Source organism: Pseudogulbenkiania sp. NH8B, from assembly GCF_000283535.1.
Classification (GTDB): Bacteria; Pseudomonadota; Gammaproteobacteria; order Burkholderiales; family Chromobacteriaceae; genus Pseudogulbenkiania; species Pseudogulbenkiania ferrooxidans.
The window spans coordinates 4,255,594-4,277,083 of sequence record NC_016002.1; the positions used below are offsets into that span (position 1 = coordinate 4,255,594).

At 68.0% G+C, this 21,490-nt stretch carries 17 protein-coding genes; 6 read left to right on the forward strand and 11 right to left on the reverse strand.

Annotated features, from left to right (window positions below):
• Nucleotides 1–309: 309 nt before the first annotated feature.
• On the forward strand, nucleotides 310–1,317 hold the full coding sequence (locus tag NH8B_RS19735) for a sodium:calcium antiporter (protein ID WP_014088814.1): 1,008 nt from the start codon (nucleotides 310–312) through the stop codon (nucleotides 1,315–1,317).
• Nucleotides 1,318–1,382: 65 nt separating this feature from the next.
• Here the strand turns inward: NH8B_RS19735 and NH8B_RS19740 are convergent, their stop codons facing one another.
• Nucleotides 1,383–1,895 (reverse strand): GNAT family N-acetyltransferase, encoded by a 513-nt coding sequence (locus NH8B_RS19740; RefSeq protein WP_014088815.1) that lies wholly within the window; start codon nucleotides 1,893–1,895, stop codon nucleotides 1,383–1,385.
• A 173-nt stretch (nucleotides 1,896–2,068) separates the two neighbouring features.
• Between NH8B_RS19740 and NH8B_RS19745 the strand changes: the two genes are divergently transcribed.
• A complete protein-coding gene (locus tag NH8B_RS19745; protein ID WP_014088816.1) occupies nucleotides 2,069–2,308 on the forward strand; it encodes a hypothetical protein in 240 nt (79 codons plus the stop codon).
• Nucleotides 2,309–2,715: 407 nt separating this feature from the next.
• Here the strand turns inward: NH8B_RS19745 and NH8B_RS19750 are convergent, their stop codons facing one another.
• Nucleotides 2,716–6,198, reverse strand: a complete 3,483-nt coding sequence (locus NH8B_RS19750; protein WP_014088817.1) for an indolepyruvate ferredoxin oxidoreductase family protein — start codon at nucleotides 6,196–6,198, stop codon at nucleotides 2,716–2,718.
• Nucleotides 6,199–6,530: 332 nt separating this feature from the next.
• On the opposite strand from NH8B_RS19750, the gene rarD reads away from it, so the two are divergent.
• Nucleotides 6,531–7,436 (forward strand): EamA family transporter RarD, encoded by a 906-nt coding sequence (gene rarD / locus NH8B_RS19755; RefSeq protein ID WP_008955441.1) that lies wholly within the window; start codon nucleotides 6,531–6,533, stop codon nucleotides 7,434–7,436.
• Nucleotides 7,437–7,512: 76 nt separating this feature from the next.
• On the opposite strand, the gene NH8B_RS19760 is transcribed toward rarD, so the two are convergent.
• Entirely contained in the window at nucleotides 7,513–8,304 is a 792-nt protein-coding gene (locus NH8B_RS19760) for an inositol monophosphatase family protein (RefSeq protein ID WP_008955442.1), read from the reverse strand.
• Between the two features lie 323 nt (nucleotides 8,305–8,627).
• Between NH8B_RS19760 and NH8B_RS19765 the strand changes: the two genes are divergently transcribed.
• A complete protein-coding gene (locus NH8B_RS19765; RefSeq protein WP_008955443.1) occupies nucleotides 8,628–9,356 on the forward strand; it encodes a 16S rRNA (uracil(1498)-N(3))-methyltransferase in 729 nt (242 codons plus the stop codon).
• Nucleotides 9,357–9,451: 95 nt separating this feature from the next.
• Complete coding sequence (locus tag NH8B_RS19770; RefSeq protein ID WP_232503505.1) at nucleotides 9,452–11,800, forward strand: sensor domain-containing diguanylate cyclase; 2,349 nt, start codon at nucleotides 9,452–9,454, stop codon at nucleotides 11,798–11,800.
• A gap of 74 nt (nucleotides 11,801–11,874) precedes the next feature.
• Here the strand turns inward: NH8B_RS19770 and NH8B_RS19775 are convergent, their stop codons facing one another.
• The 8 genes from NH8B_RS19775 to NH8B_RS19810 form a co-directional block, all read right to left on the reverse strand.
• Nucleotides 11,875–12,813 carry a hypothetical protein gene (locus NH8B_RS19775; RefSeq protein WP_014088819.1) on the reverse strand — a complete coding sequence of 313 codons (939 nt, stop codon included), beginning with the start codon at nucleotides 12,811–12,813 and terminating at the stop codon, nucleotides 11,875–11,877.
• The gene (locus NH8B_RS19780; protein ID WP_014088820.1) at nucleotides 12,810–14,147 is read right to left on the reverse strand and encodes a glycosyltransferase; all 1,338 of its coding nucleotides are present in this window, start codon (nucleotides 14,145–14,147) and stop codon (nucleotides 12,810–12,812) included. The genes NH8B_RS19775 and NH8B_RS19780 overlap by 4 nt, the downstream gene beginning before the upstream one ends.
• Before the next feature lie 233 nt (nucleotides 14,148–14,380).
• Nucleotides 14,381–14,932 (reverse strand): hypothetical protein, encoded by a 552-nt coding sequence (locus NH8B_RS19785; RefSeq protein ID WP_014088821.1) that lies wholly within the window; start codon nucleotides 14,930–14,932, stop codon nucleotides 14,381–14,383.
• 75 nt (nucleotides 14,933–15,007) lie between these two features.
• Nucleotides 15,008–15,862, reverse strand: a complete 855-nt coding sequence (locus tag NH8B_RS19790; RefSeq protein WP_014088822.1) for a D-hexose-6-phosphate mutarotase — start codon at nucleotides 15,860–15,862, stop codon at nucleotides 15,008–15,010.
• Nucleotides 15,863–16,180: 318 nt separating this feature from the next.
• Nucleotides 16,181–16,948 (reverse strand): ABC transporter ATP-binding protein, encoded by a 768-nt coding sequence (locus NH8B_RS19795; RefSeq protein ID WP_014087230.1) that lies wholly within the window; start codon nucleotides 16,946–16,948, stop codon nucleotides 16,181–16,183.
• Between the two features lie 24 nt (nucleotides 16,949–16,972).
• Nucleotides 16,973–17,686, reverse strand: coding sequence for an ABC transporter permease (locus NH8B_RS19800; RefSeq protein ID WP_008955450.1), 714 nt, complete (start codon nucleotides 17,684–17,686; stop codon nucleotides 16,973–16,975).
• Complete coding sequence (locus NH8B_RS19805; RefSeq protein WP_008955451.1) at nucleotides 17,683–18,372, reverse strand: ABC transporter permease; 690 nt, start codon at nucleotides 18,370–18,372, stop codon at nucleotides 17,683–17,685. The genes NH8B_RS19800 and NH8B_RS19805 overlap by 4 nt, the downstream gene beginning before the upstream one ends.
• Nucleotides 18,373–18,544: 172 nt before the next feature.
• Complete coding sequence (locus NH8B_RS19810) at nucleotides 18,545–19,315, reverse strand: ABC transporter substrate-binding protein (RefSeq protein WP_014088823.1); 771 nt, start codon at nucleotides 19,313–19,315, stop codon at nucleotides 18,545–18,547.
• Nucleotides 19,316–19,903: 588 nt separating this feature from the next.
• Here NH8B_RS19810 and hutI point away from each other — a divergent pair.
• Complete coding sequence (hutI, locus tag NH8B_RS19815) at nucleotides 19,904–21,142, forward strand: imidazolonepropionase (protein ID WP_014088825.1); 1,239 nt, start codon at nucleotides 19,904–19,906, stop codon at nucleotides 21,140–21,142.
• Nucleotides 21,143–21,490: the final 348 nt, after the last annotated feature.

The window sequence follows — 21,490 nt, forward strand, 5'->3', positions numbered from 1 at the left end:
AGCGCTGCAAAACGACAGTGCAACAAAACCAAACAAGAAAGCGCCGCGGATGACCGCGGCGCTTTTTTTATGGCCGGCGCCGGTGGCGGCGCCGATCTCGTGCCGCGCCACGTCGGGTGGCGGGCAGCTGCCGCCGTGTGCGCCAAGCGCGTCCCACTCGCGGGACAGCACAGCGCGACGGCGCCGGGCGACCCGGACAAGCGGCGCCGGCCGGCTGTCCAGCTGCGCCACGCCGGCCTATAACGGGCAGGGAAGGCGCTGCGAAGCGGGGCGGGGGCCACGTGCAGCAGAAAAAGGGGAGCGCGGACGATGGTGTCGGAACTGGCCGGCCTGGGCCTGATGCTGCTGGTGATCCTGGTGGCGGCGGAGGTGTTCACCAACGCGCTGGAGCATCTGGGCGAGAAGCTGAGGATTTCCGAGGGGGTGACCGGGTCGCTGTTCGCCGCGGTGGGCACCGCCATGCCGGAGACGCTGGTGCCGCTGCTGGCGATTTTCGGCGGAACCGCCAGCGGCGACGTCATGGTCAGCGAGGAGATCGGCGTCGGCGCCATTCTCGGCGCGCCGCTGATGCTGTCGACGCTGTCGACCTGCCTGATGACGCTGTTCGCCTGGCAGAAACGGGGCGCGCAGGGCGCGCTGCGGCCGGAAAAGAGCGGTCTCAAGCGCGACCTCGATACCTTCCTCGGCGCCTTTTCCCTGGCGGCGCTGGCGATGTTCGTGCCGCACGAGCAGCCCTTCGTGCGCGCCGCCATCAGCGCCGTGCTGGTGCTGCTGTATTTCCTCTACATCCTGCGCACGCTGAAGGCCTCGGCGGCGCTGGTCGGCGAGGGGCACGCCACCCAGGCGGGCGATGCGATGTTCCTGGCGCGTGCCGGTCTGCCGACCAACTGGCTGACCATCCTGCTGCAGCTGGGGCTGGGGCTGGGCTTGCTGGTGTACGGTGCCGACGGCTTCATCCAGCATGTCGACCGCGCCTCGCACCGGCTGGGTATCTCGGCGCTGCTGCTGGCGCTGATGGTGGTGCCGATCGCCACCGAGCTGCCGGAAAAGATCAATTCCATCCTGTGGATCCGCAAGCGCAAGGACACCCTGGCGTTCGGCAACATCACCGGCGCCATGGTGTTCCAGGGCACGCTGCTGCCGGCCATCGGCATCGCGCTGACGCCGTGGGCGCCGCAGAAGGAAGTCTTCGCCGGCATCGCCATCACCCTGCTGGCGGCGGGCTGGCTGCGCTACCTGGCCGGCCGCATCCGGGTGTGGCACCTGCTGTTCAACGGCGTGCTGTACGCGGTCTACCTCGCCATCGGGCTGAGCTGAAGGACGGCGAGGCCGACGGAAAACCGGCCGGGCGTCCGGTTTTCCGTCGCAAGCGGGGAGGGCGTTCAGTCGCGCGGGCTGTCCGGGGCGTCGAGGTAGCGCTGCAGGAACACTAGGTCGAGCCAGCGGCCGAACTTGTAGCCGACCTGCGGCATGTGGCCGACCTGGGTGAAGCCGAGGCGCTCGTGGAAACGCACCGAGCCCTCGTTGGCGGCGTCCACCCCGCCCACCATGACGTGCTTGCCCAGGGCCAGGGCGCGCGGAAACAGCGCCAGCAGCAGGTGCTCGCCGATGCCGCGGCCGCGGTGGTCGCGGTGGATGTGCACGCTGTGCTCCACGGTGTAGCGGAAGCCGGGAAAGGCGCGAAAATCGCCGAAGCTGGCGAAACCGACCACTTCGTCGCCGTATTCCGCCACCAGCACCGGGTAGCCCTGCGCACGCCGTCCCTCGAACCAGTCCTGGCGCTCTTCCAGCGTGCTGGGCAGGTCGCAGTACACCGCGGTCGAGGTGGCGATGACGTCGTTGTAGATGGCGAGAATCGGCGGCAGATCGGCAAGGCGTGCGTCACGGATATGCATGCTGGAGGTCCCCTCTGGGCGGGCGGCAGTGCTCTCTCGAGCCGTGCCGTTCTGGTGCGGATTCGATGCTTGAGGATTCATGCTAGGTGTTGGTTCCACGACTGTCAAAAGGTGCCGGAAACTGGCACGAGGATTGCATTGTATCCAGCCGGATCGAGATTCCCGGAGTCAACATGTTCAAGTTCAAGTCGCAAGCCAAGCCGGAGGCCGTGGCCGGTACCACCAGCGAGCTGGTGATGTTCAACTATTGTCGTCCGGCACGGGCGCGCCGGGTGGCGCTGGGCAGCGGCGGACGCGTCTGGCTGGTGGAGACGCTGGACCGGGTGCACGGGGTCTGGGTGTGGGAGGACGAGTGCAGCCAAGGCGACCAGGCGCTGGAGCAGGCGCGCCGGCTGAGCCTGATGCTGTCCTGAGGTGCCGCGCTGGTGCGCGTGTGCCCCGCCCGGGACGAAAAAAAGGCGCGGAACCGGTCCGCGCCTCAGGCTGCTGACAAAGTACCCTGTTCAGACTCTACCGGACCCGGCAAAGCCGGGCCGCTCCTGATAAGCGATTGAGTCCGCAGCCTTCCTGTTTACACGACAAACCCCTTCCGCTTCGCAAAAGGGGTTTGTCGACAATCTCAGGCGCGGAATGAATCCGCGCCCAACACTCCTCGAAATACTCTTTTGTGCTTTGCTCGGCACCTATTTCAGTGGGCGAGCGAGCCAAAGCAGGTTGAGTGCCGCCAGCGCACAGGAACCGGAATGTACATGGAGTACATGAGGATTCCGAGCACTGCCGGCGCTCAAGATGCGCAGGCACAGCCGCCCAATGGAGCCGGTTAGGCCGCCACCACGCCCTTGACGACCTTCCCCTTGCCGGCGAAGGCAGCCAGCAGTTCCTGCTGCTTCTGCTGCGCGAAGGCGTAGCTGCGGTCCTTGATCGGGCCGAAGCCGCGGATGCCTTCGGCCAACTTGGCCAGCTCCACCGCGCTGGCGAGGTTGTCGGCCTTGAGTCCTTTGAGCAGGGTGTCGACTAGCGTTTCGAACTCGCCGATCAGGCGGCGTTCGAGTTTCCGGTCGGCCTGCCAGCCGAAGACGTCGAGCGGGGTGCCGCGCAGGAAGCGCAGCTTGGCCAGCACCTTCATCGCCGGCAGCATCCACGGCCCGACGCTGATCTTCTTGGCCTTGCCGCCGGTCATCCAGCTGGCGCCGAGCTGGAAGTGCAGCGTGTAGTCGCCCTCGAAGGTGCCGTCCAGCGCGCGCAGGAACTCGCCGTCGCTGTAGAGCCGCGCCACCTCGTACTCGTCCTTGTAGGCCAGCACGTGGTAGTAGCTCTTGGCCACCGCCAGCGTCAGCGCCTGGCTGCCCGGCTTGACGCCGTCCTCGGCCGCCTTCACGCGTTGCACCAGCGCCTTGTAGCGTTCGGCCAGGCCGGCGTTCTGGTAGGCGGTGAGCAGCTGGGCGCGGTGGTGCAGCACGGCGTCCGGTGTTTCACGTGGAACGAACTGCACCACGGCGTTGGGGGTGACCAGCGCCTCGACGCGCGCCGGGTCGTGCGCGGCGTGGCGGCCCCAGAAGAAGGCCTGCTGGTTGAAGGTCACCGCGGCGCCGTTGAGGCGGATCGCTTCCATGATTGCTTCCTCGCTCACCGGCACCAGCCCCTTCTGCCAGGCGTAGCCCAGCATGAACATGTTGCTGGCGATGGCGTCGCCGAGCAGGGAGGTGGCGAGCCGGGTGGCGTTGACCTCGGAGTAGTGGCCGGCGCCGACCGACTCGATGATGGCGTCCTTCATGCTGCGCGCCGGGAAGCGCTGGTCCGGGTTCTTCAGGAAGGCGCTGGTGGGCGACTCGAAGCTATTGATGATGGCGTGGCTGAAGCCCTCGCGCATCTTGGCCAGCGCCTCTTCGGCGGCGGTCACCACCAGGTCGCAGCCGAGGATCAGGTTGGCGTCGCCGGCGGCGATGCGTACCGCGTGCAGCTGCTCCTTGTTGTCGGCGATGCGCACGTGCGACCACACCGAGCCGCCCTTCTGCGCCAGGCCGGCCATGTCGAGCACGGTGACGCCCTTGCCGTCGAGGTAGGCCGCCATGCCCAGCACCTGGCCGATGGTGACCACGCCGGTGCCGCCGACGCCGGTGACCATGATGCCGTAGGGGTGGTGCGCCGACGGCACCAGCGGCGCGGGCAGCGGCGGCAGGCTGCCGAGGTTGGCCGAAGCCGCCGCCGGCTTGTGCAGCTTGCCGCCTTCGACGGTGACGAAGCTCGGGCAGAAGCCTTCCAGGCAGGAGTAGTCCTTGTTGCAGCTCGACTGGTCGATCTTGCGCTTGCGTCCCAGCGGCGTTTCCACCGGCATCACCGACAGGCAGCCCGACTTGACGCTGCAGTCGCCGCAGCCTTCGCACACGCGTTCGTTGATGAACACGCGCTTGGCCGGGTCGGGGTAGTCGCCGCGCTTGCGGCGGCGGCGCTTCTCGGCGGCGCAGGTCTGGTCGTGGATCAGGATGGTGGTGCCTTCGGTCTCGCGCAGTTCCTGCTGCAGACGGTCGAGCTCGCGGCGGTGGAACACCTCGACGCCTTCGGCCAACCCTTTCACGTTCTGGTACTTCTCCGGCTCGTCGCTGGTGATGACGATGCGCTTGACGCCCTCGGCGGCGAGCTGGCGCGTGATCATCGGCACGTTGAGCGGGCCGTCGACGTGCTGGCCGCCGGTCATCGCCACGGCGTCGTTGTAGAGGATCTTGTAGGTGATGTTGACCTTGCCGGCGATGGCGGCGCGGATCGCCAAGAGACCGGAGTGGAAGTAGGTGCCGTCGCCCAGGTTGGCGAACACGTGGCGGGTATTGGTGAACGGTGCCTGGCCGAGCCAGGCCACGCCTTCGCCGCCCATCTGGCTGAAGGTCTTGGTGTGCGGCTCGATCCAGGTCGCCATGTAGTGGCAGCCGATGCCGGCCAGCGCGCGGCTGCCGTCGGGCACCTTGGTGCTGGTGTTGTGCGGACAGCCGGAGCAGTAGTGCGGCACGCGTGCGATCGCTTCGCGCGGCTGTACCAGCTGCGCTTCCTTGTCATCGTAGAACTTGAGGCGGTCGTGGATCACCGGGCTGTCGAAGATCAGCGCCAGGCGGCTGGCGATGGCGCGCGCGATCATCGCGGGGGTCAGCTCGCCCGCCGCCGGCAGCAGCCAGTCGCCGTGCGGCAGCGCCCATTCGCCTTTCTCGGCGAACTTGCCGACCACGCGCGGACGCACGTCGTCGCGCCAGTTGTACAGCTGCTCTTTGAGCTGGTACTCGATGATCTGGCGCTTCTCTTCCACCACCAGGATCTCGTCCAGTCCTTCGGCGAAGTGGCGCACGCCTTCCGGTTCGAGCGGCCAGGTCATGCCGACCTTGAAGATCCTGAGGCCGATCTCGGCCGCCAGCGCCTCGTCGATGCCGAGGTCGTCGAGCGCCTGCATCACGTCGAGGTAGCTCTTGCCGGTGGTGATGATGCCGAGCCGCGGCTGCGGCGAATCGAGCACGATTCTGTTGAGGTGGTTGGCGCGGGCGTAGGCCAGCGCGGCGTACAGGCGGTGGTGCAGCACGCGCTTTTCCTGCGCCAGCGGGGTGTCGGGCCAGCGGATGTTGAGGCCGTCCGGCGGCAGCGGGAAGTCGTCCGGGATCACCACATTGATGCGCTCGGGCGAGACGTCGACGATGGCGGCGCTCTCCACGGTGTCGGTGATGGCCTTGATCGATACCCAGCAGCCGGAGTAGCGGCTCATCGCCCAGCCGTGCAGGCCGAAGTCGAGCACTTCCTGCACCCCGGACGGGTTGAGCACCGGGATCATGCTGGCGGCGAGGATGTGGTCGGACTGGTGCGGGAAGGTGGAGGACTTGGCGGCATGGTCGTCGCCCGCCACCAGCAGCACCCCGCCGAACTGGCTGGTACCGGCCACGTTGCCGTGCTTGATGACGTCGCCGGAGCGGTCCACGCCCGGGCCCTTGCCGTACCACATGGCGTACACGCCGTCGTACTTGGCACCCTCGAACAGGTTGACCTGCTGCGTGCCCCATACCGCGGTGGCGGCGAGGTCTTCGTTGATGCCGGGGTGGAACACCACGTTGTGTTGCTTGAGGTACGGCTCGGCCTTCTGCATCGACAGGTCGACGTTGCCGAGCGGCGAGCCGCGGTAGCCGGTGACGTAGCCGGCGGTGTTCAGCCCGGCGGCGCGGTCGCGCTCCTGTTGCATCATCGGCAGGCGCACCAGCGCCTGGATGCCGGTCATGAATACCTGCCCGGTGGGCGCGGTGTACTTTTCTTCCAGATCGACATGGCGGATCGACATGTGGGTTCTCCTCCTGTGCTCGCTTGTGGCGTCAGCGGCAACCCGCCTTGTGGGCAGGCCTTCTCCTCTTACTGTTTTAGTTCAAGGATGCCGCGCGGTAGTTTCAGCGGACTATAGGTAACGTTAACGTAAACGTCAAAGAGATTGACGGATCGGCATGACCCGCGTTGCGTCTGTGCCAGTGCAGCAAGTGCTAACGCAGGTGACGATTGTTCGGCCACTTGAACAGTCTTGTCTGCCAGAGCCGATTGAAGGCAGGGCTGGCGGGCGTTAGGCTACAGGGATAAAAACGGCGTGTTGCGCCGATGACCCTCCCACATCGAGATTTTCCCATGTCTTCATCCCATGAAACCGGGCGCGGCGTGCTGTTCGTGTTCGGTGCCTTCCTCATCTGGGGGCTGTTCCCGCTCTACTGGAAGCCGCTGCACGACGTGCCGGCGCTGCAGATCCTGTGCCACCGCATCGCCTGGTCGGCGCTGTTCGTGGCGCTGCTGCTGCTGGTGCAGCGCCAGTGGGGCTGGCTGGTTCCGTTCGTGCGCGAGCCGAAAAGGCTCGGCATCTTCGCCTTGTCCTCGGCGCTGTTGTCGACCAACTGGCTGATCTACATCTGGGCGGTGAACGCCGACCGCGTGCTGGACGCCAGCCTGGGCTACTTCATCAACCCGCTCATCAACGTGCTGCTGGGGCGCTTGTTCCTCAGCGAGCGGCTGGTGCCGGTGCAAAAGGCGGCGGTGGGGCTGGCGGCGCTCGGCGTGCTGTGGCTGACCATCCTGGCCGGCACGCCGCCGTGGGTGGCGCTGGGCCTGGGGCTGTCGTTCGGCTGCTACGGGCTGTTGCGCAAGCAGGCGCCGCTGGCCTCGTTGCCGGGGCTGGCGCTGGAAACCTTCCTGATGCTGCCCTTGGCGCTGGGCGCGCTGCTGTGGTTCGAATGGCAGGGGCAGGGATCGTTCGGCCACGTCGATGGCCTGCACGACGCGATGCTGGCCGGGGCCGGGGTGGTGACGGCGATTCCGCTGCTGCTGTTCGCCGCCGGCGCGCGCCGCCTCAAGCTGGCCACGGTGGGGGTGATCCAGTACACCAGCCCGATCATGCAGCTGTTGCTCGGCGCCTGGCTGTTCCACGAGCCGTTCGGCGCCGGCCGGCTGGTCGGCTTCGGCTTCATCTGGGCCGGGCTGGCGCTGTATTCCGGCGCCGGGCTGCTGGACTACCTGCGCACCCGTAGCGTGAAGCCGGCCTGATCGGGGTTCATGACGCAAAAAAGGTTGGCTTCGGCCAACCTTTTTTTTGTTCCTGGTGTGATATGGCGCAGCCGCCTTACTGGTTGGCGCGCACCCAGCGCAGCCACTGCGTGAACAGTTCCGGGTCGAGCGCGGCGATGGCGGAGCGGCTCCACGGCTGGTCGGCCCAGTAGTCGTCGGTGTTGAGCGTGGCGGCCTGGCCGCCGGCTTCTTCCAGGATCACCACGCCGGCGGCGTAATCCCACAGGCGCTGGCCGCCGTGCAGGTAGAGGTCGTAGCGGCCGGCGGCGAGGAAGCACCAGTCCAGCGTCGAGGCGCCCATATTGCGCTGGCTGCCGCACGGCGCCAGGCTGTTGAGGCGCGCCGCCAGCTTGCCCGAGCGCAGGTACTTCACCTCGACCCCGGCGATGGCGTCGCCCATGCAGTTGGGCACCTTCTTCAGCGGCAGCGGGATGCCGTTCATGTGGGCGCCTTGGCCACGGCGGGCGTAGAACATCTCGTCGGACACCGGGTTGTAGATCACGCCCAGCTCGCTCTTGCCGTCGATCATCAGCGCCACCGAGATGGCGAAATACGGCAGGCCGTTGATGAAGTTGGTGGTGCCGTCGATCGGGTCGACCACCCACAGGCCGTCGCGGTGGGCCTGCCACAGCGCCTCCTGCTGAGCGCGGTCCATCTCCTCGCCCAGCACCGGATGCGGCAGGATGGTCGGCAGCAGCCGCACGAGCGCCTGCTGGCAGGCGAGATCGGCCTCGGTAAACAGCGTGCCGTCGACCTTGCGGCTGGAGCCCACGCGCAGGAAACGCGGCATCACTTCGGTCTGGGCGACTTCGCGCAGGGCCCGTATTACCTGGTCGACCACCTGCATCCGTTTCTCCTTAACGATGAGCTGAGAGCTTGTGAATAAATCTACTGCGCGTCCCTGATCGGGGCTCATGCGCGGCTCTGCGCGGGCGAATCGCTCGTGGAGATTCGCTCAGCCACGATCCTCATGTACTTTATGTACAGTCCGGCTCCTGCGCTGCTCTTTCAAAACCCCGCCGAGGGCCGCTCGCGACGATTGCTTTCACACGCTACGCGTCGGTGCTGTGGCCGAGTGAGCCGGGGCAGGGCCGGCGACGGCAAGAGGAGTATTGTTGCAACCGCAGCAAACAAAGCAAAATACCGGTATCGCCAAGGACTTTCAAGACAATGCCACGCTTTTTTCTCGACGGGGAACTTGCCCCCGGCATGACCCTCGCGCTGCCCGACAGCGTGCTGCGCCACGTTCAGGTGCTGCGCCTCAATCCCGGTGACGCCATCACGCTGTTCAACGGCCGCGGCGGGGAATATCCCGCCACCCTGAGCCGGGTGCTGAAGCGCGACGCCGAGTGCGTGCTGGGCGAGTTCGCCGACGTCGCGCGCGAGTCGCCGGTGTGGCTCGGGCTGGCGCAGGCCATCTCCGGCGGCGACAAGATGGAATTCACGCTGCAGAAGGGCGTGGAGATGGGGGTCAGCGTGTTCCAGCCGCTGACCGCCGAGCGCTCGGTGGTGCGGCTCTCGGGCGAGCGCGCCGACAAGCGCGTGGCGCGCTGGCAGGAGATCGTCATCGCCGCCTGCGAACAGTGCGGCCGCAACAGCGTGCCCGAGGTGCGGCCGATCCTGACGCTGGCGGAATGGCTGCGCGAGCTGCCCGAGGCCGACGCCCGGCTGGTGCTGTCGCCGCTCGGCACGCAACGGCTGGCCGACATCGCCGCCGCCCCGGCCTCGGCCTGGCTGATGGCGGGTCCCGAGGGCGGGTTGTCGGCGCGCGAGGAAGGCGCGGCGATCGAGGCCGGCTGGACCCCGCTCAAGCTCGGCCCGCGCATCCTGCGCACCGAGACCGCGGCGCTGGCGGCGGTGGCGGCGATCCAGACGGTGTGGGGCGACTACCGCGGCTGAGGCCGGGCGGCCCCGTTTCCGGACAAAAATCGGCCCCATCCCGCACCGCTGGCGATTAAGATGAAGAGTATGCCAGTGGCCGGGGGGGCCATGACGTGCCGAAGCAGACTGTGCCAACGCCAGGGCGACCGTTGTTCCGCGCGCTGCCCTGGCTGATTCTCATCGTCGGTGTTGCGCTCACCGCTTTGCAGGCGCAGCACATGCGCACGCGCGAGGCGGCGCTGGCGCGGGCCAAGTTCGAGATCCGCGTCACCGAACTGGTCAGCGGCTTCGAGCACCGCATGATGGTGCAGGCGCAGATCCTGCGCGGCGTGGCCGGGCTGTTTGCCGCCAGCGCCGAGGTCGAGCGCGACGAGTTCCGGCGCTACGTGCAGGGGCTCGAGCTGCCGCGCTACTACCCCGGCATCACCGGCATCGGCTACGTCGCCATCGTGCCGGCGCGCGACAAGGCGCACCACGTCGCCGCGATGCGCGCCCAGGGCTTTGCCGACTACGATATCCGCCCGCCCGGGCCGCGCGACCCCTACACCGCGGTGATCTACGTCGAGCCCTTCGACTGGCGCAACCGGCGCGCGCTGGGGTTCGACATGTCGCTGGAGCCGACGCGCTTCGCCGTCGCCCGCCGCGCCGCCGACGAGGGGCGGGCGCTGATGACCGGCAAGCTCACCCTGTTGCAGGAAACCCGGCAGGATGCCCAGCCCGGCGTGCTGCTGTTCCAGCCGGTGTACCGCGCCGGGGCGCCGCTGGCCAGCGTGGCCGAGCGGCGCGCGGCGCTGCTCGGCTGGGCCTACTCGCCGCTGCGCGTGAGGCCGCTGCTGGAACGCTACCTGCAAAGCGAATACCCGCAGCTGTCGTCGCAAATCGCGCTGCAGGTGTACGCCGGCGACACGCTGCAGCCCGCCGCCCAGATGTACCAGCTGCACCCCGGCGCCGCGGCGCAGGGCGAGGCGGTGGTGCGGCGCGCCAGCCTGCATGGCAGCACCTGGACCTTCCGCGTCGAGCCCCTGGCGGGCTACTGGGCCGGCGAGGCGTTCGACGGCAACGCCCGCATCGTGCTGGCGAGCGGCATCGTGCTGACCCTGCTGCTGGTGGCCGCCAGCCAGCTGCTCGGCCGCAGCCACCTGCGGCTGGCCGCCGCGCTGCGCGAAGCCTCGCTCGCCAACCGCCATCTGGCCGAGCAGCAGTCGCTGCTGCGCGCCATCTACGACAGTTCCAGCGTCGCCCTGTTCCTGATGAAGCCCGACGGCAAGATCGCCCACGCCAACCAGCGCATGGCGGCGATGTTCCATACCCTGCTGCCGGAGCTGATCGGCCGCGATTACGATACCCTGCTGCCGCCCGCCGAGCAGGACGGCGCGCGCGACTGGCAGGCGCGGGTGAGCGCGCAGCAGGGCTCCCCGGCCAGCATCGAGCGCTGCTACCGGCGCTTCGACGGCGGCGAGTTCTGGGGCGTGACCACCGGCTGTGCCCTGCACGATGCCGGGGGCAAGGTGCTCGGCATCGTCGGCGTCATCGAGGACGTCACCGAGCGGCACAAGAACGAGGCGGGCATGCGCCTGGCCAGCACCGTGTTCATGGCGAGCCCGACCGGCATCATGGTGACCGACGCCGAGGAGCGCATCGTCTCGGTGAACCCGGCCTTTACCCTCATCACCGGCTACAGCGCCGCGGAAATCATCGGCCAGACGCCGAAGATCCTGGCCTCCGGGCAGCACGACGCGGGTTTCTATCAGGAGCTGTGGCGCAGCATCGGGCAGGACGGGTTCTGGGAAGGGGAATTGCTGAACCGGCACAAGCAGGGCCACTTGTACCTGGAGATGATCTCGATCAGCCGGGTGGTGGACGGCCAAGGGCGGGTGGTCAATTACGTCGGGATGTTCCAGGACGTCACCGAGCGGCGCCAAGCGGAAGAGCGCATCCGCCACCTGGCGCATCACGACTACCTCACCGGGCTGCCCAACCGCGCCCACCTGCTGGAGCGCGCCAGCCAGGCGCTGGCGCTGGCGCGGCGCTACCAGCGCCGGCTCGCCATCCTGTTCCTCGACCTCGACCGCTTCAAGCCGATCAACGACCGCTACGGCCACGACGTCGGCGACGTGGTGCTGCGCACCGTGGCCGATCGCCTGCTGGCGCTGGTGCGCGAGTCGGACACGGTGTGCCGCCTGGGCGGCGACGAGTTCGTCATCCTGCTGGCGGAATACCATGACTTCGCCAGCGTCGAGCAGCTGGCGCACACCCTGCGCACGGCGATCGAACAACCCTGCGAGGTGGGCGCGCTGCGGCTCGCGGTCTCCGCCAGCATCGGCATCGCCACCTACCCGGAACACGGCGACAGCGTCGGCGCCCTGATCCAGCGCGCCGACGCCGCGATGTACCGCGCCAAGACCGGCGCGGCGCCGCCGATCTGCGTCGCCGGCGAGCCGCTCGACTCCGCCGATGCCTGAGCGGCGCGCTGCATGGCCGGTGCGGCGCTCCGGCGCTCAGGCCGGCAGCGCGCTTCGGCCAACCTCGCAGCGGCTCAGAAGCGCGCGATCCATTCCCCCTGCAGGTAACGGTAGCGGTAATCCGGGCCGTTGAACGAGGCGCTCTGGCTGTAGCCGCCGCGCAGCCGCAGCGACTGCTGGGCGCGCAACGGGCTTTGCAAGCCGAGTTCGAGCAGGCGGGTGTTGCTGCGCGGGTCGTCGTTGACCTGCTGGCGGCCGAGCCCGGCGGTGAGCGTGCCGGTCCAGCCCTGCAGGCGTTTGCGCCAGCCCACGGCGAGCATCGACTCGTCGTAGTTCTTGGGGTTGAAGTAGGCGCCGTCGACGTCGTCGCTGCTGCTGTGGTAGGTGCGGTAGCGCGCCTGCAGCGTCAGCCCGAGGTCGAGCCAGGGCTGGTAGATCAGCTTGAGGCGGCCGTGGCTGCGCTCGTTGCCGTCGGAGAAGTCCTGGCGCGCCGCCAGGCCCACCAGCGTCAGGTGTTCCCCCAGGCCCTGGTCCAGGCTGGCGCCCCAGTAGTTGAAGTGCACGCCGCGGTCGAGCGAGTTCTGGGTTTCCACCCAGTCGCGGTTGACGAACAGCTCCAGCCCGGTGCGCTGCGCCAGGGCGCGACGGTAGCTGCCGTCCAGCGTCAGCAGGTCGTGGCCGCCCTGGCGGAACAGGCCGGTGTCGATCTGCCAGCCGTTGGCGGTGGCCGGGTCGATCTGGCGGTGCAGCAGGGCGATTTGCTGGCCGTCGCGCTGCCAGTCGTGCTGACTGTAGTGATGGTCGGTGTAGCGCACCCCGGTGAGGGCGTCGGCGTGCTGGTAGTCGGGCAGGTACTCCAGCGCCAGGCGGCGCGTGGTGAAGCCCTCGTTGTCGCGCGACAGGAAGAACGCCGCGCCGGCGCCCTGGTCGTCGCTGGTGGTCTCGGCGGCCTGGCCGAACGGGCTCGCGGCCAGCAGCAGGGCGAGCAGGGTGGGTTGCAGCAGCTTGTTCATTTTCCCTCCGGCTGTACTTTGACGGGTGCGGTGTCCTTGGTGCCCCAGTGCTTGCGGGCATTGAACAGTTCGGCGAGGTAGCCCAGCAGGCAGGCCGGCTGCAGCAGCAGGCTGTAGCACAGGGTGTAGATCAGGAAGCCCCGCGTATTACGCCGTACCTTGAGGCCGTGCAGGTCGAACATTTTGCGTTCCACCGAGAACATGATGAAGTTCATCAGCAGCGCCACCGGCAGCAGGGCCAGCGTCATCGGGCCGACGATCCAGTAGTGGCCGAACAGCGCCAGCACCAGCCCGGGGATGAAGCCGATGGTGAAGGCCAGGTCGAGCCAGGGGAACAGCAGGTTCCAGTAGATGAAGAAGGTCGGCAGCTGAGGCTTCAGCAGCAGGCTGGGGTGCTGCTTGAAGGCCTCGACCATGCCGCGCGACCAGCGCTTGCGCTGGCGCAGGAACTGGCGCGCCGTGCTCGGGGCGTTGGTGAACAGACAGGCGTCCTCGCTGTGGCCGACGCGGTGGCCGGCCTTGAGGATGGCCCAGGTCAGCACGATGTCCTCGCCGACGTTCTCCGGCCAGCCGCCCACCTGGATCAGTGTGGCGCGGTCGTACAGCGAGAAGGCGCCCTGCGCCACCAGCGTGCCCTGGTACAGCGACTGCACGCGCTTGATGGCGGCGATGCCGTGGAAGTAGTCCCACTCCTGGCAGCGCGTCACCCAGTTCTCGCGCGAATTGCGCACCAGCACCGTGCCTGCCACGGCGCGCGTGTTGGGCGGGTCCTGGCGATAGCGTTCGACGATGGCGCAGAGCGCATTGCGGTACAGGTAGGAGTCGGCGTCGACCGTCAGCACCAGCTCGTGGCGCGCCTGGGCCAGCCCCAGGTTGAGCGCGTTGGCCTTGCCGCCGTTCTTTTCCAGGTGCAGCAGGTGCAGCCACGGGTAGCGCGGCAGGCAGCGGCGCACGATGGCGGCAGTGTCGTCCTGCGAGCCGTCGTTGATCACGATCACCTGCAGTTCGCCCGGGTAGTCCTGGCGCTCGATGCTGACCAGCGTCTCCTCGATCGAGGCGGCCTCGTTGTAGGCGGCGATCAGGATGCTCAGCGGCGGGTAGCTCTCCAGCGGCTGGCGGCGCGGGCGTTTGTCGAGCGCCAGGCTGAGTAGCAGGAAGGCGTTCATGAAGCCCGGCACGATGGCGATGCCGCCGATCAGGAACCACGCCAGGTAACGGCCAAGGTGAGTGCTCAGTTCGGCAAACCAGGGTTGTGCCAGCCAGGCGGACAACGCGGTCCAGACGACCGCACCGCTGGTGGCCAGGGCGAATTTGCTGCGTACGGAAAGATACATGGAGGGGATGTTCGACTGGATTGACGACCGGCGGGCACGCCGGCCCGCCACCCGGACCCGCCGCCTGCCGTAGCCGGCGCGAGTCGCTCAGCCGGGCATGGTATGTTATATGAAAAACAACATCCAGTTTAAAATGCGTTTGCGCTAACTGGGCGGCATGAATGGCGCGAAAGGTGTCGTTTTTTTGTTGCCGCGTGAAGAGGCCGCCGCCGGTCGGCAGCGGCCGGGGAGCATCAGGCCAGGCGGTACACCAGCTTGCCTTCGAACAGTAGTTCGCTGTCGGCCAGGCACAGCTGGCCGGCCGGCGGCAGGGCGCGCTCGAACACGAAGTGGCGGCCGTCGATGTCGAGCCAGGCATTGATCGGCGTGCCATCGAACTGGCCCAGCACGTCGGGGGAGCGGGTGACGACGGCGTTGTCGGGCAGGCGGATGCCGGCCGGCGGCGCTTCTTCCGGCACCGACCAGTCTTCCTGCAGCTGCGGCTCGGGCAGGTTGCGCAGCGCCAGCTTGAGCCAGAGACGGAACAGCCACAGCGGCAGGCGCACGCGGTGCACGCGCTTGTCGTCGCTGATGACGCAGGCGACCGGGAAGCGGCGGTGGCATTCCGGGCACTCGGCCTCGGCCGCCAGCACGATCTTGTCGTGCAGCAGGCGGGCGATGCCTTCCATGTCGCGCGCCGTCACCATGCTGTGGCAGTGCGGGCAGGCCTTGGCGAAACGGCTGATACGGTTGCCGTTGGGAAAGGCCAGGGGCAGGAAGCGGGAAAGTTTCTGGGGCGTCGTCATGGGTCTCGGGGTCCGGCTCGGCCGCCGCGCTGGATGCGGCGGCAGCCGGCCATTATAGCGCGTCGCGGCGCGCTGTCAGGAGATCGGCTGCGCCTGCAGGCGGGTGCGCAGGGTATGGCTTTCGCCCGGCGCCAGGAGGCGCGCGTCGCGGCCGGCGTTGGCGGTCTCGACGCACACGAAGTGGCGGTAGCCGTCGTCCGGCAGGTCGGCCAGGCGGGCCGACTTGGCGATCCACGGGTTCCACACCACGCTGCTGGCGGAACCCGCGGCGCTGAGGGTGACGGTGCGTCCCCAGGCCGCGTCGTGCAGCGTGAGCGGGCCCTCGGGGTAGACGATGGCGTCGATCTCGCGCTCGAAGCGCAGCGGCTCGCTGCCGAAGCGCGACGGCTGTCCCTGCAACTGGTCGAGGTAGCTGGCGCCGGCGAGGCCGGTGAGGGTGGCGCCGTCGATGTCGCCCAGCGCCAGATAGCTGTGCAGCGCGGCGGAGAGCGGGGCCGGCGCGCCGCCGTGGTTGCGGGTGGTCAGTGCCAGCTCGACGGCGTCGTCGAGGCGCAGCTCGAGGCTGGCCTCCAGCGCGCCGTGGAGTGGGCCGGCCAGCCGCACGCTGAAGCCGTCGGCGTCGCGCGACACCGTCTGCAACACCCACGGCTGCTGGCGCGCCACGCCGTGCGCCGGCGCGCCGGCGTCGTCGGGATGGGCGCCGAACCACGGCCAGCACAGCGGGATGCCGCCGCGGATCGCCTTGCCGGGCTGGAACACGGCGGCGGGCGACAGGTACAGCAGCGGCGGCTCACCGTGGCGGGTGTAGTCGAGCAGCTGGCCGCCCAACAGCGAGAGCCGGGCGTCGAAGCGGTCGTGGGCGAGGGTGAGCAGGGTGACGCCGGGAGCGAGCTCGCTCAGGCTGGCGCCGTCGGGCAGGGTGAGGGACATGGCGACTCCGGGGAAAAACGGGCGGGTACGATGGTAGCGTAGCGGCGGCGTAGCCGCAGCGCTACATCGCCCGCCTCTCCCCGGGGTGGGCTTAAAACCTGTTTACGATCTGCTGCGCTTCGGCGATACGGCGTTAAAACCGACTTCGGAATGCTCATTTACTACTTGTAAACTCCGCTTCCTCAGCCGTTTTTGCCTCGTCTCGCTCTAGCTCGCGAGATCGTAAACAGGTTCTTAGAACCGGTTCACGCTCTTTTTGCGGCGGCGGCCGAGCACCACCGGCCCCGCGCGGCGCGTAAAAAGAGCGTGTGCAGCTGCTTACTTCAGGCTGCCGGCGAGGAACTGCTGGAGGCGCTCGCTCTTGGGCTGGTTGAGCACCTCGCGCGGGTGCCCTTCCTCCTCCACCCGGCCCTGGTGCAGGAAGATCACGTGGTTGGACACCTCGCGCGCGAAGCCCATCTCGTGCGTCACCACCAGCATGGTGCGGCCTTCTTCGGCCAACGTCTGCATCACCTTCAGCACCTCGCCCACCAGCTCCGGGTCAAGCGCCGAGGTCGGCTCGTCGAACAGCATCACCTCCGGCTCCATCGCCAGCGCGCGCGCGATCGCCACGCGCTGCTGCTGCCCGCCCGACATGTGCGACGGGTACTTGCCCTCGACGCTCTCCGGCAGGCCGACCTTGGCCAGGTACTTGCGCGCGCGCGCCTCGGCCTCGGCGCGGCTCACCCCGAGCACGTGCATCGGCGCCTCGATGATGTTCTCCAGCACCGTCATGTGGCCCCACAGGTTGAAGTGCTGGAACACCATGGCGAGCCGGGTGCGCATCTGCTGCAGCTGCCTGGCGTCGCTCACGCGCAGCGCCCCGGTCTTGTCCGGCGCGGTGCGGATCGCCTCGCCGTTGAGCGTGATGGCGCCGGCGCAGGGCTGCTCGAGGAAGTTGATGCAGCGCAGGAAGGTGCTCTTGCCCGAACCCGAGGAGCCGATGATGCTGATCACGTCGCCGGCCTTGGCCTTGAGCGACACGCCCTTGAGCACTTCGTGGTTGCCGTACTTCTTGTGCAGGTCGTCCACGGTCAGTTTGTACATTTCAATCTCTCCCAATACGGCGAATCAATGCGCCTGCGGCTTGAGGAAGGCGAGCCAGCGCTGCTCGCCGCGGCGGAACAGCCAGACCAGCGCGAACACGATCACGGCGTACAGCGCGCCGGCGATGCCGAAGGCCTCGAACGAGGCGTAGGTGGCGGAGTTGACGTCGCGCGCCACCTTGAGGATGTCCGGCACCGTGGCGGTGAACGCCAGCGTGGTGGAATGCAGCATCAGGATCACCTCGTTGCTGTAGTACGGCAGCGCGCGGCGCAGCGCCGAGGGCAGGATGACGCGGCGGTACAGCGTGAAGCTCGACATGCCGTAGGCGCGCGCCGCCTCGATCTCGCCGTACGGCGTGGCGCGGATCGCGCCGGCGAAGATTTCCACGGTGTAGGCGCAGGTGTTGAGCGCGAACGCCAGCAGCGTGCAGTTGATGCCCTCGCGGAAGAAGGCGTCGAGCAAGGGCTGGGCGCGCACCGACTCGATGCTGTAGATGCCGGTGTAGAACACCAGCAGCTGGATGTAGAGCGGCGTGCCGCGGAACACGTAGGTGTAGAACCACACCGGGCCGCGGATCAGCGGATTGGGCGACACGCGCGCCACCGCCAGCGGCACCGCCAGCACGAAGCCGATGCCGATCGACGCCACCAGCAGCCACAGGGTCATGGCGACCCCGGACAGGTGGTAGCCGTCGCTCCACAGGTAGGCCTGCCAGTATTGCTGCAAAATCTCGTTCATAGTGCGGCCTTTCTGACGCCGACCGAGTAGCGCCGCTCCAGCCAGAGCAGGGCGCCGTTCGATACCGTGGTGATGGCGAGGTAGATCAGCCCGCCTACCACGCAGAAATAAAACAGTTGCATCGAGCTCTTGCCGGCGTCCTGGGTCGCCTTGACGATGTCGGACAGGCCGATGATGGACACCAGGGCGGTGGCCTTGATCATCACCTGCCAGTTGTTGCCGATGCCGGGCAGCGCGAAGCGCATCATCTGCGGAAACAGCACGCGGCGGAACACCTGCCACGGCTTCATGCCGTAGGCCACCGCCGCCTCGAGCTGGCCGCGCGGCACGGCCTGGAAGGCGCCGCGGAAGGTTTCGGTGAAATAGGCGCCGTAGATGAAGCCCAGCGTCACCACCCCGGCGAGGAAGGGGTCGATGTCGATCTGCTCGACGCCGGCCCACTCGGTGGCCTGGTTGAGCAGCATCTGCAGGCTGTAGAACAGCAGCAGCATGATCACCAGGTCGGGCACGCTGCGGATCAGCGTGGTGTAGCCGGTGGCAAGGCCGCGCAACAGGCGGCTGCCGGACAACTTGGAACTGGCGCCGACGAGTCCGATCAGCACCGACGCCAGCATCGACAACAGCGCCAGCTTGATCGTCATCCAGGTGCCGCTCGCAATCAGCGGGCCAAAGCCTTGCAGCAGCATGGCTTACTCCTTTACATGGTTAGCGATGGCGCGGCGGCCGCCGCCCATCCGCCATGGTGGTCATCACGCCGCAATGGCTCGACCCCGGTCAGGGGCGCGATGGCGCCTCTGACCGGGTCGATCGGCCCCGCCCGTGTGGGGCGGCGCCGCACTCGCAGCCGCGTGGAACCGCTCAGTGATAGATGTCGAAGGTGAAGTACTTCTTGGCCAGGCGCTGGTAGGTGCCGTCCTGATGGATCGCGGCGAGTGCCTGGTTGATCTGCTGGCGCAGGTCGGCGTCGTCCTTGCGCAGGCCGATCGCGGTGCCGGTGCCAAGAATCTTGGCGTCGTTCACTTCCGGTCCGGCGAAGGCGAAGCCGTTGCCGCGCGCGGTTCTCAGGAAGCCGACGTCGGCCTGCACCGCGTCCTGCAGCGAGGCGTCGAGGCGGCCCGACACCAGGTCGGACAGCACCAGGTCCTGGTTCTGGTACGGCACCACGTTCACGCCCTTGGGCTCCCAGTGCGCCTTGGCGTAGGCTTCCTGGGTCGAGCCCTGCTCGACGCCGATGCGCTTGCCGCGCAGCGATTCCGGGGTCGGCTGCAGCGGCGCGCCCTTCTTGGCGATCATGCGCACCGGCGAGTTGTACATCTTGTCGGAGAAGGCGATCTGCTCGGCGCGCTTCTCGGTGACCGACAGCGCCGACAGGATGCCGTCGAATTTCTTGGCCTTGAGCGCCGGGATCATGCCGTCGAAGTCGTTCTCGACCCACACGCATTTGGCTTTCAGTTTCTCGCAGATGGCGTTGCCCAGGTCGATGTCGAAGCCGGCCAGCTTGCCGTCGGCGGCTTTCGATTCGAACGGGGCGTAACTGGCATCGACGCCGAAGCGAATGACCTTCCAGTCCTTGGCGAACACGCCGCTGGAGGCCAGGGCGAGGCAAACGGTGAGGGCGAGTTTCTTCATGGGCTATGTCTCCGTAGACAGCTGAGTGCAATGGGCCGAGGCGGGCGGCCAGGGCCGGGATAAGGCCATCCGGCGCGTGCCGCGTGGCTGGCCATCATGCCGCCACTCTTGCGTTGGATCGGCTAAATGTATAGACAAATCTAAGAGCGAAGCCGGCGCGGCGCAATCGCTTTTTTGCAGAGGCCCTGTCCAGCCTCAGGAGAAAAAGTGGGGTGAACGCCGCGGTTGCAGGCCGCACCTTGGCCGAAAAATTCAGACGACATGGCGTTGATTGGTGTTGTTTATCCTTTTATATCAAAGATTTGTCGGTGTTTTTGCCATGGCGTGACGATGGCGGGCTCGCCGTGCCTGCTGCGGCGGCAAAAATCGCGCATCCCTTTGTGGCTTATCTACGACAGCGCGGCCCGGCGCGGCCACCGCGCCGGGTGAAATATTGTATAGACATAGTCAGATTCGACCCGGGCGGCGCCGCGGGGCGGGACAACGTGGCCCGGAATCCGGTCGCAGAGGGTGATGGCCGCCTTCGCGGGGCTTGACTTGGAGCGCGGCTGTGATTGAATGTATATACAACTATCGGAGCCTTTCGCCATGACCCGTCCCCCTCTGCACGGTGACAGCCTGTGGATCAACGTCCGCCTGGCCACCCTCGACCCGCGCCATCCCGCGCCCTACGGCGCGCTGGACGCGCACGCCCTGCTGGTGCGCGACGGCCGCATCGCCGCCATCGTGCCGCAGGCCGGGATCGACCTGGCCGCCTTCGCCGGCGAGGTGATCGACGGCGCGGGGCGCTGGCTGACGCCGGGGTTGATCGACTGCCACACTCATCTCGTCTACGGCGGCAACCGCGCCGCCGAGTGGGAAAAGCGTCTCACCGGCGTGCCCTACCAGCAGATCGCCGCCGAGGGCGGCGGCATCGTCTCCACGGTGCGCGCCACGCGCGCGCTGGACGAGGAGGCGCTGGCCGCACTGAGCCTGCCGCGCCTGAAGGCGCTGATGCAGGAGGGGGTGACCACGGTCGAGATCAAGTCGGGTTACGGCCTGACGCTGGCGGACGAGCTGAAGCAGCTCGGCGCGGCGCGCCGGCTGGCGGCGGGGCTGCCGGTGGAGGTGGCGCCGACCCTGCTGGCGGCGCACGCCGTGCCGCCGGAGTTCGCCGGCGACGCCGACGGCTACATCGAGCACGTGGTGAACGTCATCCTGCCGGCCGCAGCGCAACAAGGGTTGGCCGAAGCGGTGGACGTGTTCTGCGAGGGGGTCGGCTTCAGCCCGGCGCAGGCGCGGCGGGTGTTCGACGCCGCGCGGCAGCACGGCCTCAAGGTGAAGGGCCACGTCGAGCAGCTCTCCAATCTGCACGGCGCGGCGCTGGTGGCTGAATACCACGGGCTGTCCGCCGACCACATCGAATACCTCGACGACGCCGGGGTGGCGGCGCTCAAGGCTGCCGGCACCGTGGCGGTGCTGCTGCCCGGCGCCTACTACTTCCTGCGCGAGACGCAACAACCGCCGGTGGCCAAGCTGCGCGCCGCCGGCGTGCCGATGGCGGTGTCCACCGACCTCAACCCCGGCACCAGCCCGTTCGCCTCGCTGCGGCTGGCGCTGAACCAGGCCTGCGTGCTGTTCGGCCTGACCCCGGAAGAGGCGCTCGCCGGCGCCACCCGCCACGCCGCGCAGGCGCTGGGGCGCGGCGCGACGCACGGCAGGTTGGCCGAAGGCTGCGTCGCCGACCTGTTGCTGTGGGACATCGAACACCCGGCCGAGATCGTCTACGGCCTCGGCACCAATCCGCTGCAACTGCGCGTGTTCCGCGGTGTAATCCAGCACGAATAGGGCCCAAGCGGCGGGTCGTCGCCCGCCTCCGGCCGCCTCAGGGCGGGTATTTCGTTGGTTCGTGGCGGCCAACGGGATGCCCGCCCTGAGCCTTTTCAGCCGGCCTTCCGGTGAGACCGGCACGGCGCGTCGCTCCGCACCAGAGGGGCGCAGCTACGCCAAACCCGCCGCATGGTGCGGGGCGCACGACGCCCGTTCTGCGCTTGCAAGGCGGCGCGGCGGCACGCTGCGCGCGCCTGCGGCGTCTCTCGATTCCCTTTCCGGATTCCCCGCGTCCCGCCGTAACCCGCGCCCCGCCTGGCTTGGCGGCGGATGGCGACGGGGGCTGTCGGCTTCCGGCAACATTTT

What these genes read in the sequence shown, in the direction of transcription:
- NH8B_RS19735 (WP_014088814.1), top strand. Translation starts at nt 310, where the DNA reads ATGGTGTCGGAACTGGCCGGCCTGGGCCTGATGCTGCTGGTGATCCTG.
- NH8B_RS19740 (WP_014088815.1), bottom strand. Translation starts at nt 1,895, where the DNA reads ATGCATATCCGTGACGCACGCCTTGCCGATCTGCCGCCGATTCTCGCC.
- NH8B_RS19745 (WP_014088816.1), top strand. Translation starts at nt 2,069, where the DNA reads ATGTTCAAGTTCAAGTCGCAAGCCAAGCCGGAGGCCGTGGCCGGTACC.
- NH8B_RS19750 (WP_014088817.1), bottom strand. Translation starts at nt 6,198, where the DNA reads ATGTCGATCCGCCATGTCGATCTGGAAGAAAAGTACACCGCGCCCACC.
- rarD (WP_008955441.1), top strand. Translation starts at nt 6,531, where the DNA reads ATGTCTTCATCCCATGAAACCGGGCGCGGCGTGCTGTTCGTGTTCGGT.
- NH8B_RS19760 (WP_008955442.1), bottom strand. Translation starts at nt 8,304, where the DNA reads ATGCAGGTGGTCGACCAGGTAATACGGGCCCTGCGCGAAGTCGCCCAG.
- NH8B_RS19765 (WP_008955443.1), top strand. Translation starts at nt 8,628, where the DNA reads ATGCCACGCTTTTTTCTCGACGGGGAACTTGCCCCCGGCATGACCCTC.
- NH8B_RS19775 (WP_014088819.1), bottom strand. Translation starts at nt 12,813, where the DNA reads ATGAACAAGCTGCTGCAACCCACCCTGCTCGCCCTGCTGCTGGCCGCG.
- NH8B_RS19780 (WP_014088820.1), bottom strand. Translation starts at nt 14,147, where the DNA reads ATGTATCTTTCCGTACGCAGCAAATTCGCCCTGGCCACCAGCGGTGCG.
- NH8B_RS19785 (WP_014088821.1), bottom strand. Translation starts at nt 14,932, where the DNA reads ATGACGACGCCCCAGAAACTTTCCCGCTTCCTGCCCCTGGCCTTTCCC.
- NH8B_RS19790 (WP_014088822.1), bottom strand. Translation starts at nt 15,862, where the DNA reads ATGTCCCTCACCCTGCCCGACGGCGCCAGCCTGAGCGAGCTCGCTCCC.
- NH8B_RS19795 (WP_014087230.1), bottom strand. Translation starts at nt 16,948, where the DNA reads ATGTACAAACTGACCGTGGACGACCTGCACAAGAAGTACGGCAACCAC.
- NH8B_RS19800 (WP_008955450.1), bottom strand. Translation starts at nt 17,686, where the DNA reads ATGAACGAGATTTTGCAGCAATACTGGCAGGCCTACCTGTGGAGCGAC.
- NH8B_RS19805 (WP_008955451.1), bottom strand. Translation starts at nt 18,372, where the DNA reads ATGCTGCTGCAAGGCTTTGGCCCGCTGATTGCGAGCGGCACCTGGATG.
- NH8B_RS19810 (WP_014088823.1), bottom strand. Translation starts at nt 19,315, where the DNA reads ATGAAGAAACTCGCCCTCACCGTTTGCCTCGCCCTGGCCTCCAGCGGC.
- hutI (WP_014088825.1), top strand. Translation starts at nt 19,904, where the DNA reads ATGACCCGTCCCCCTCTGCACGGTGACAGCCTGTGGATCAACGTCCGC.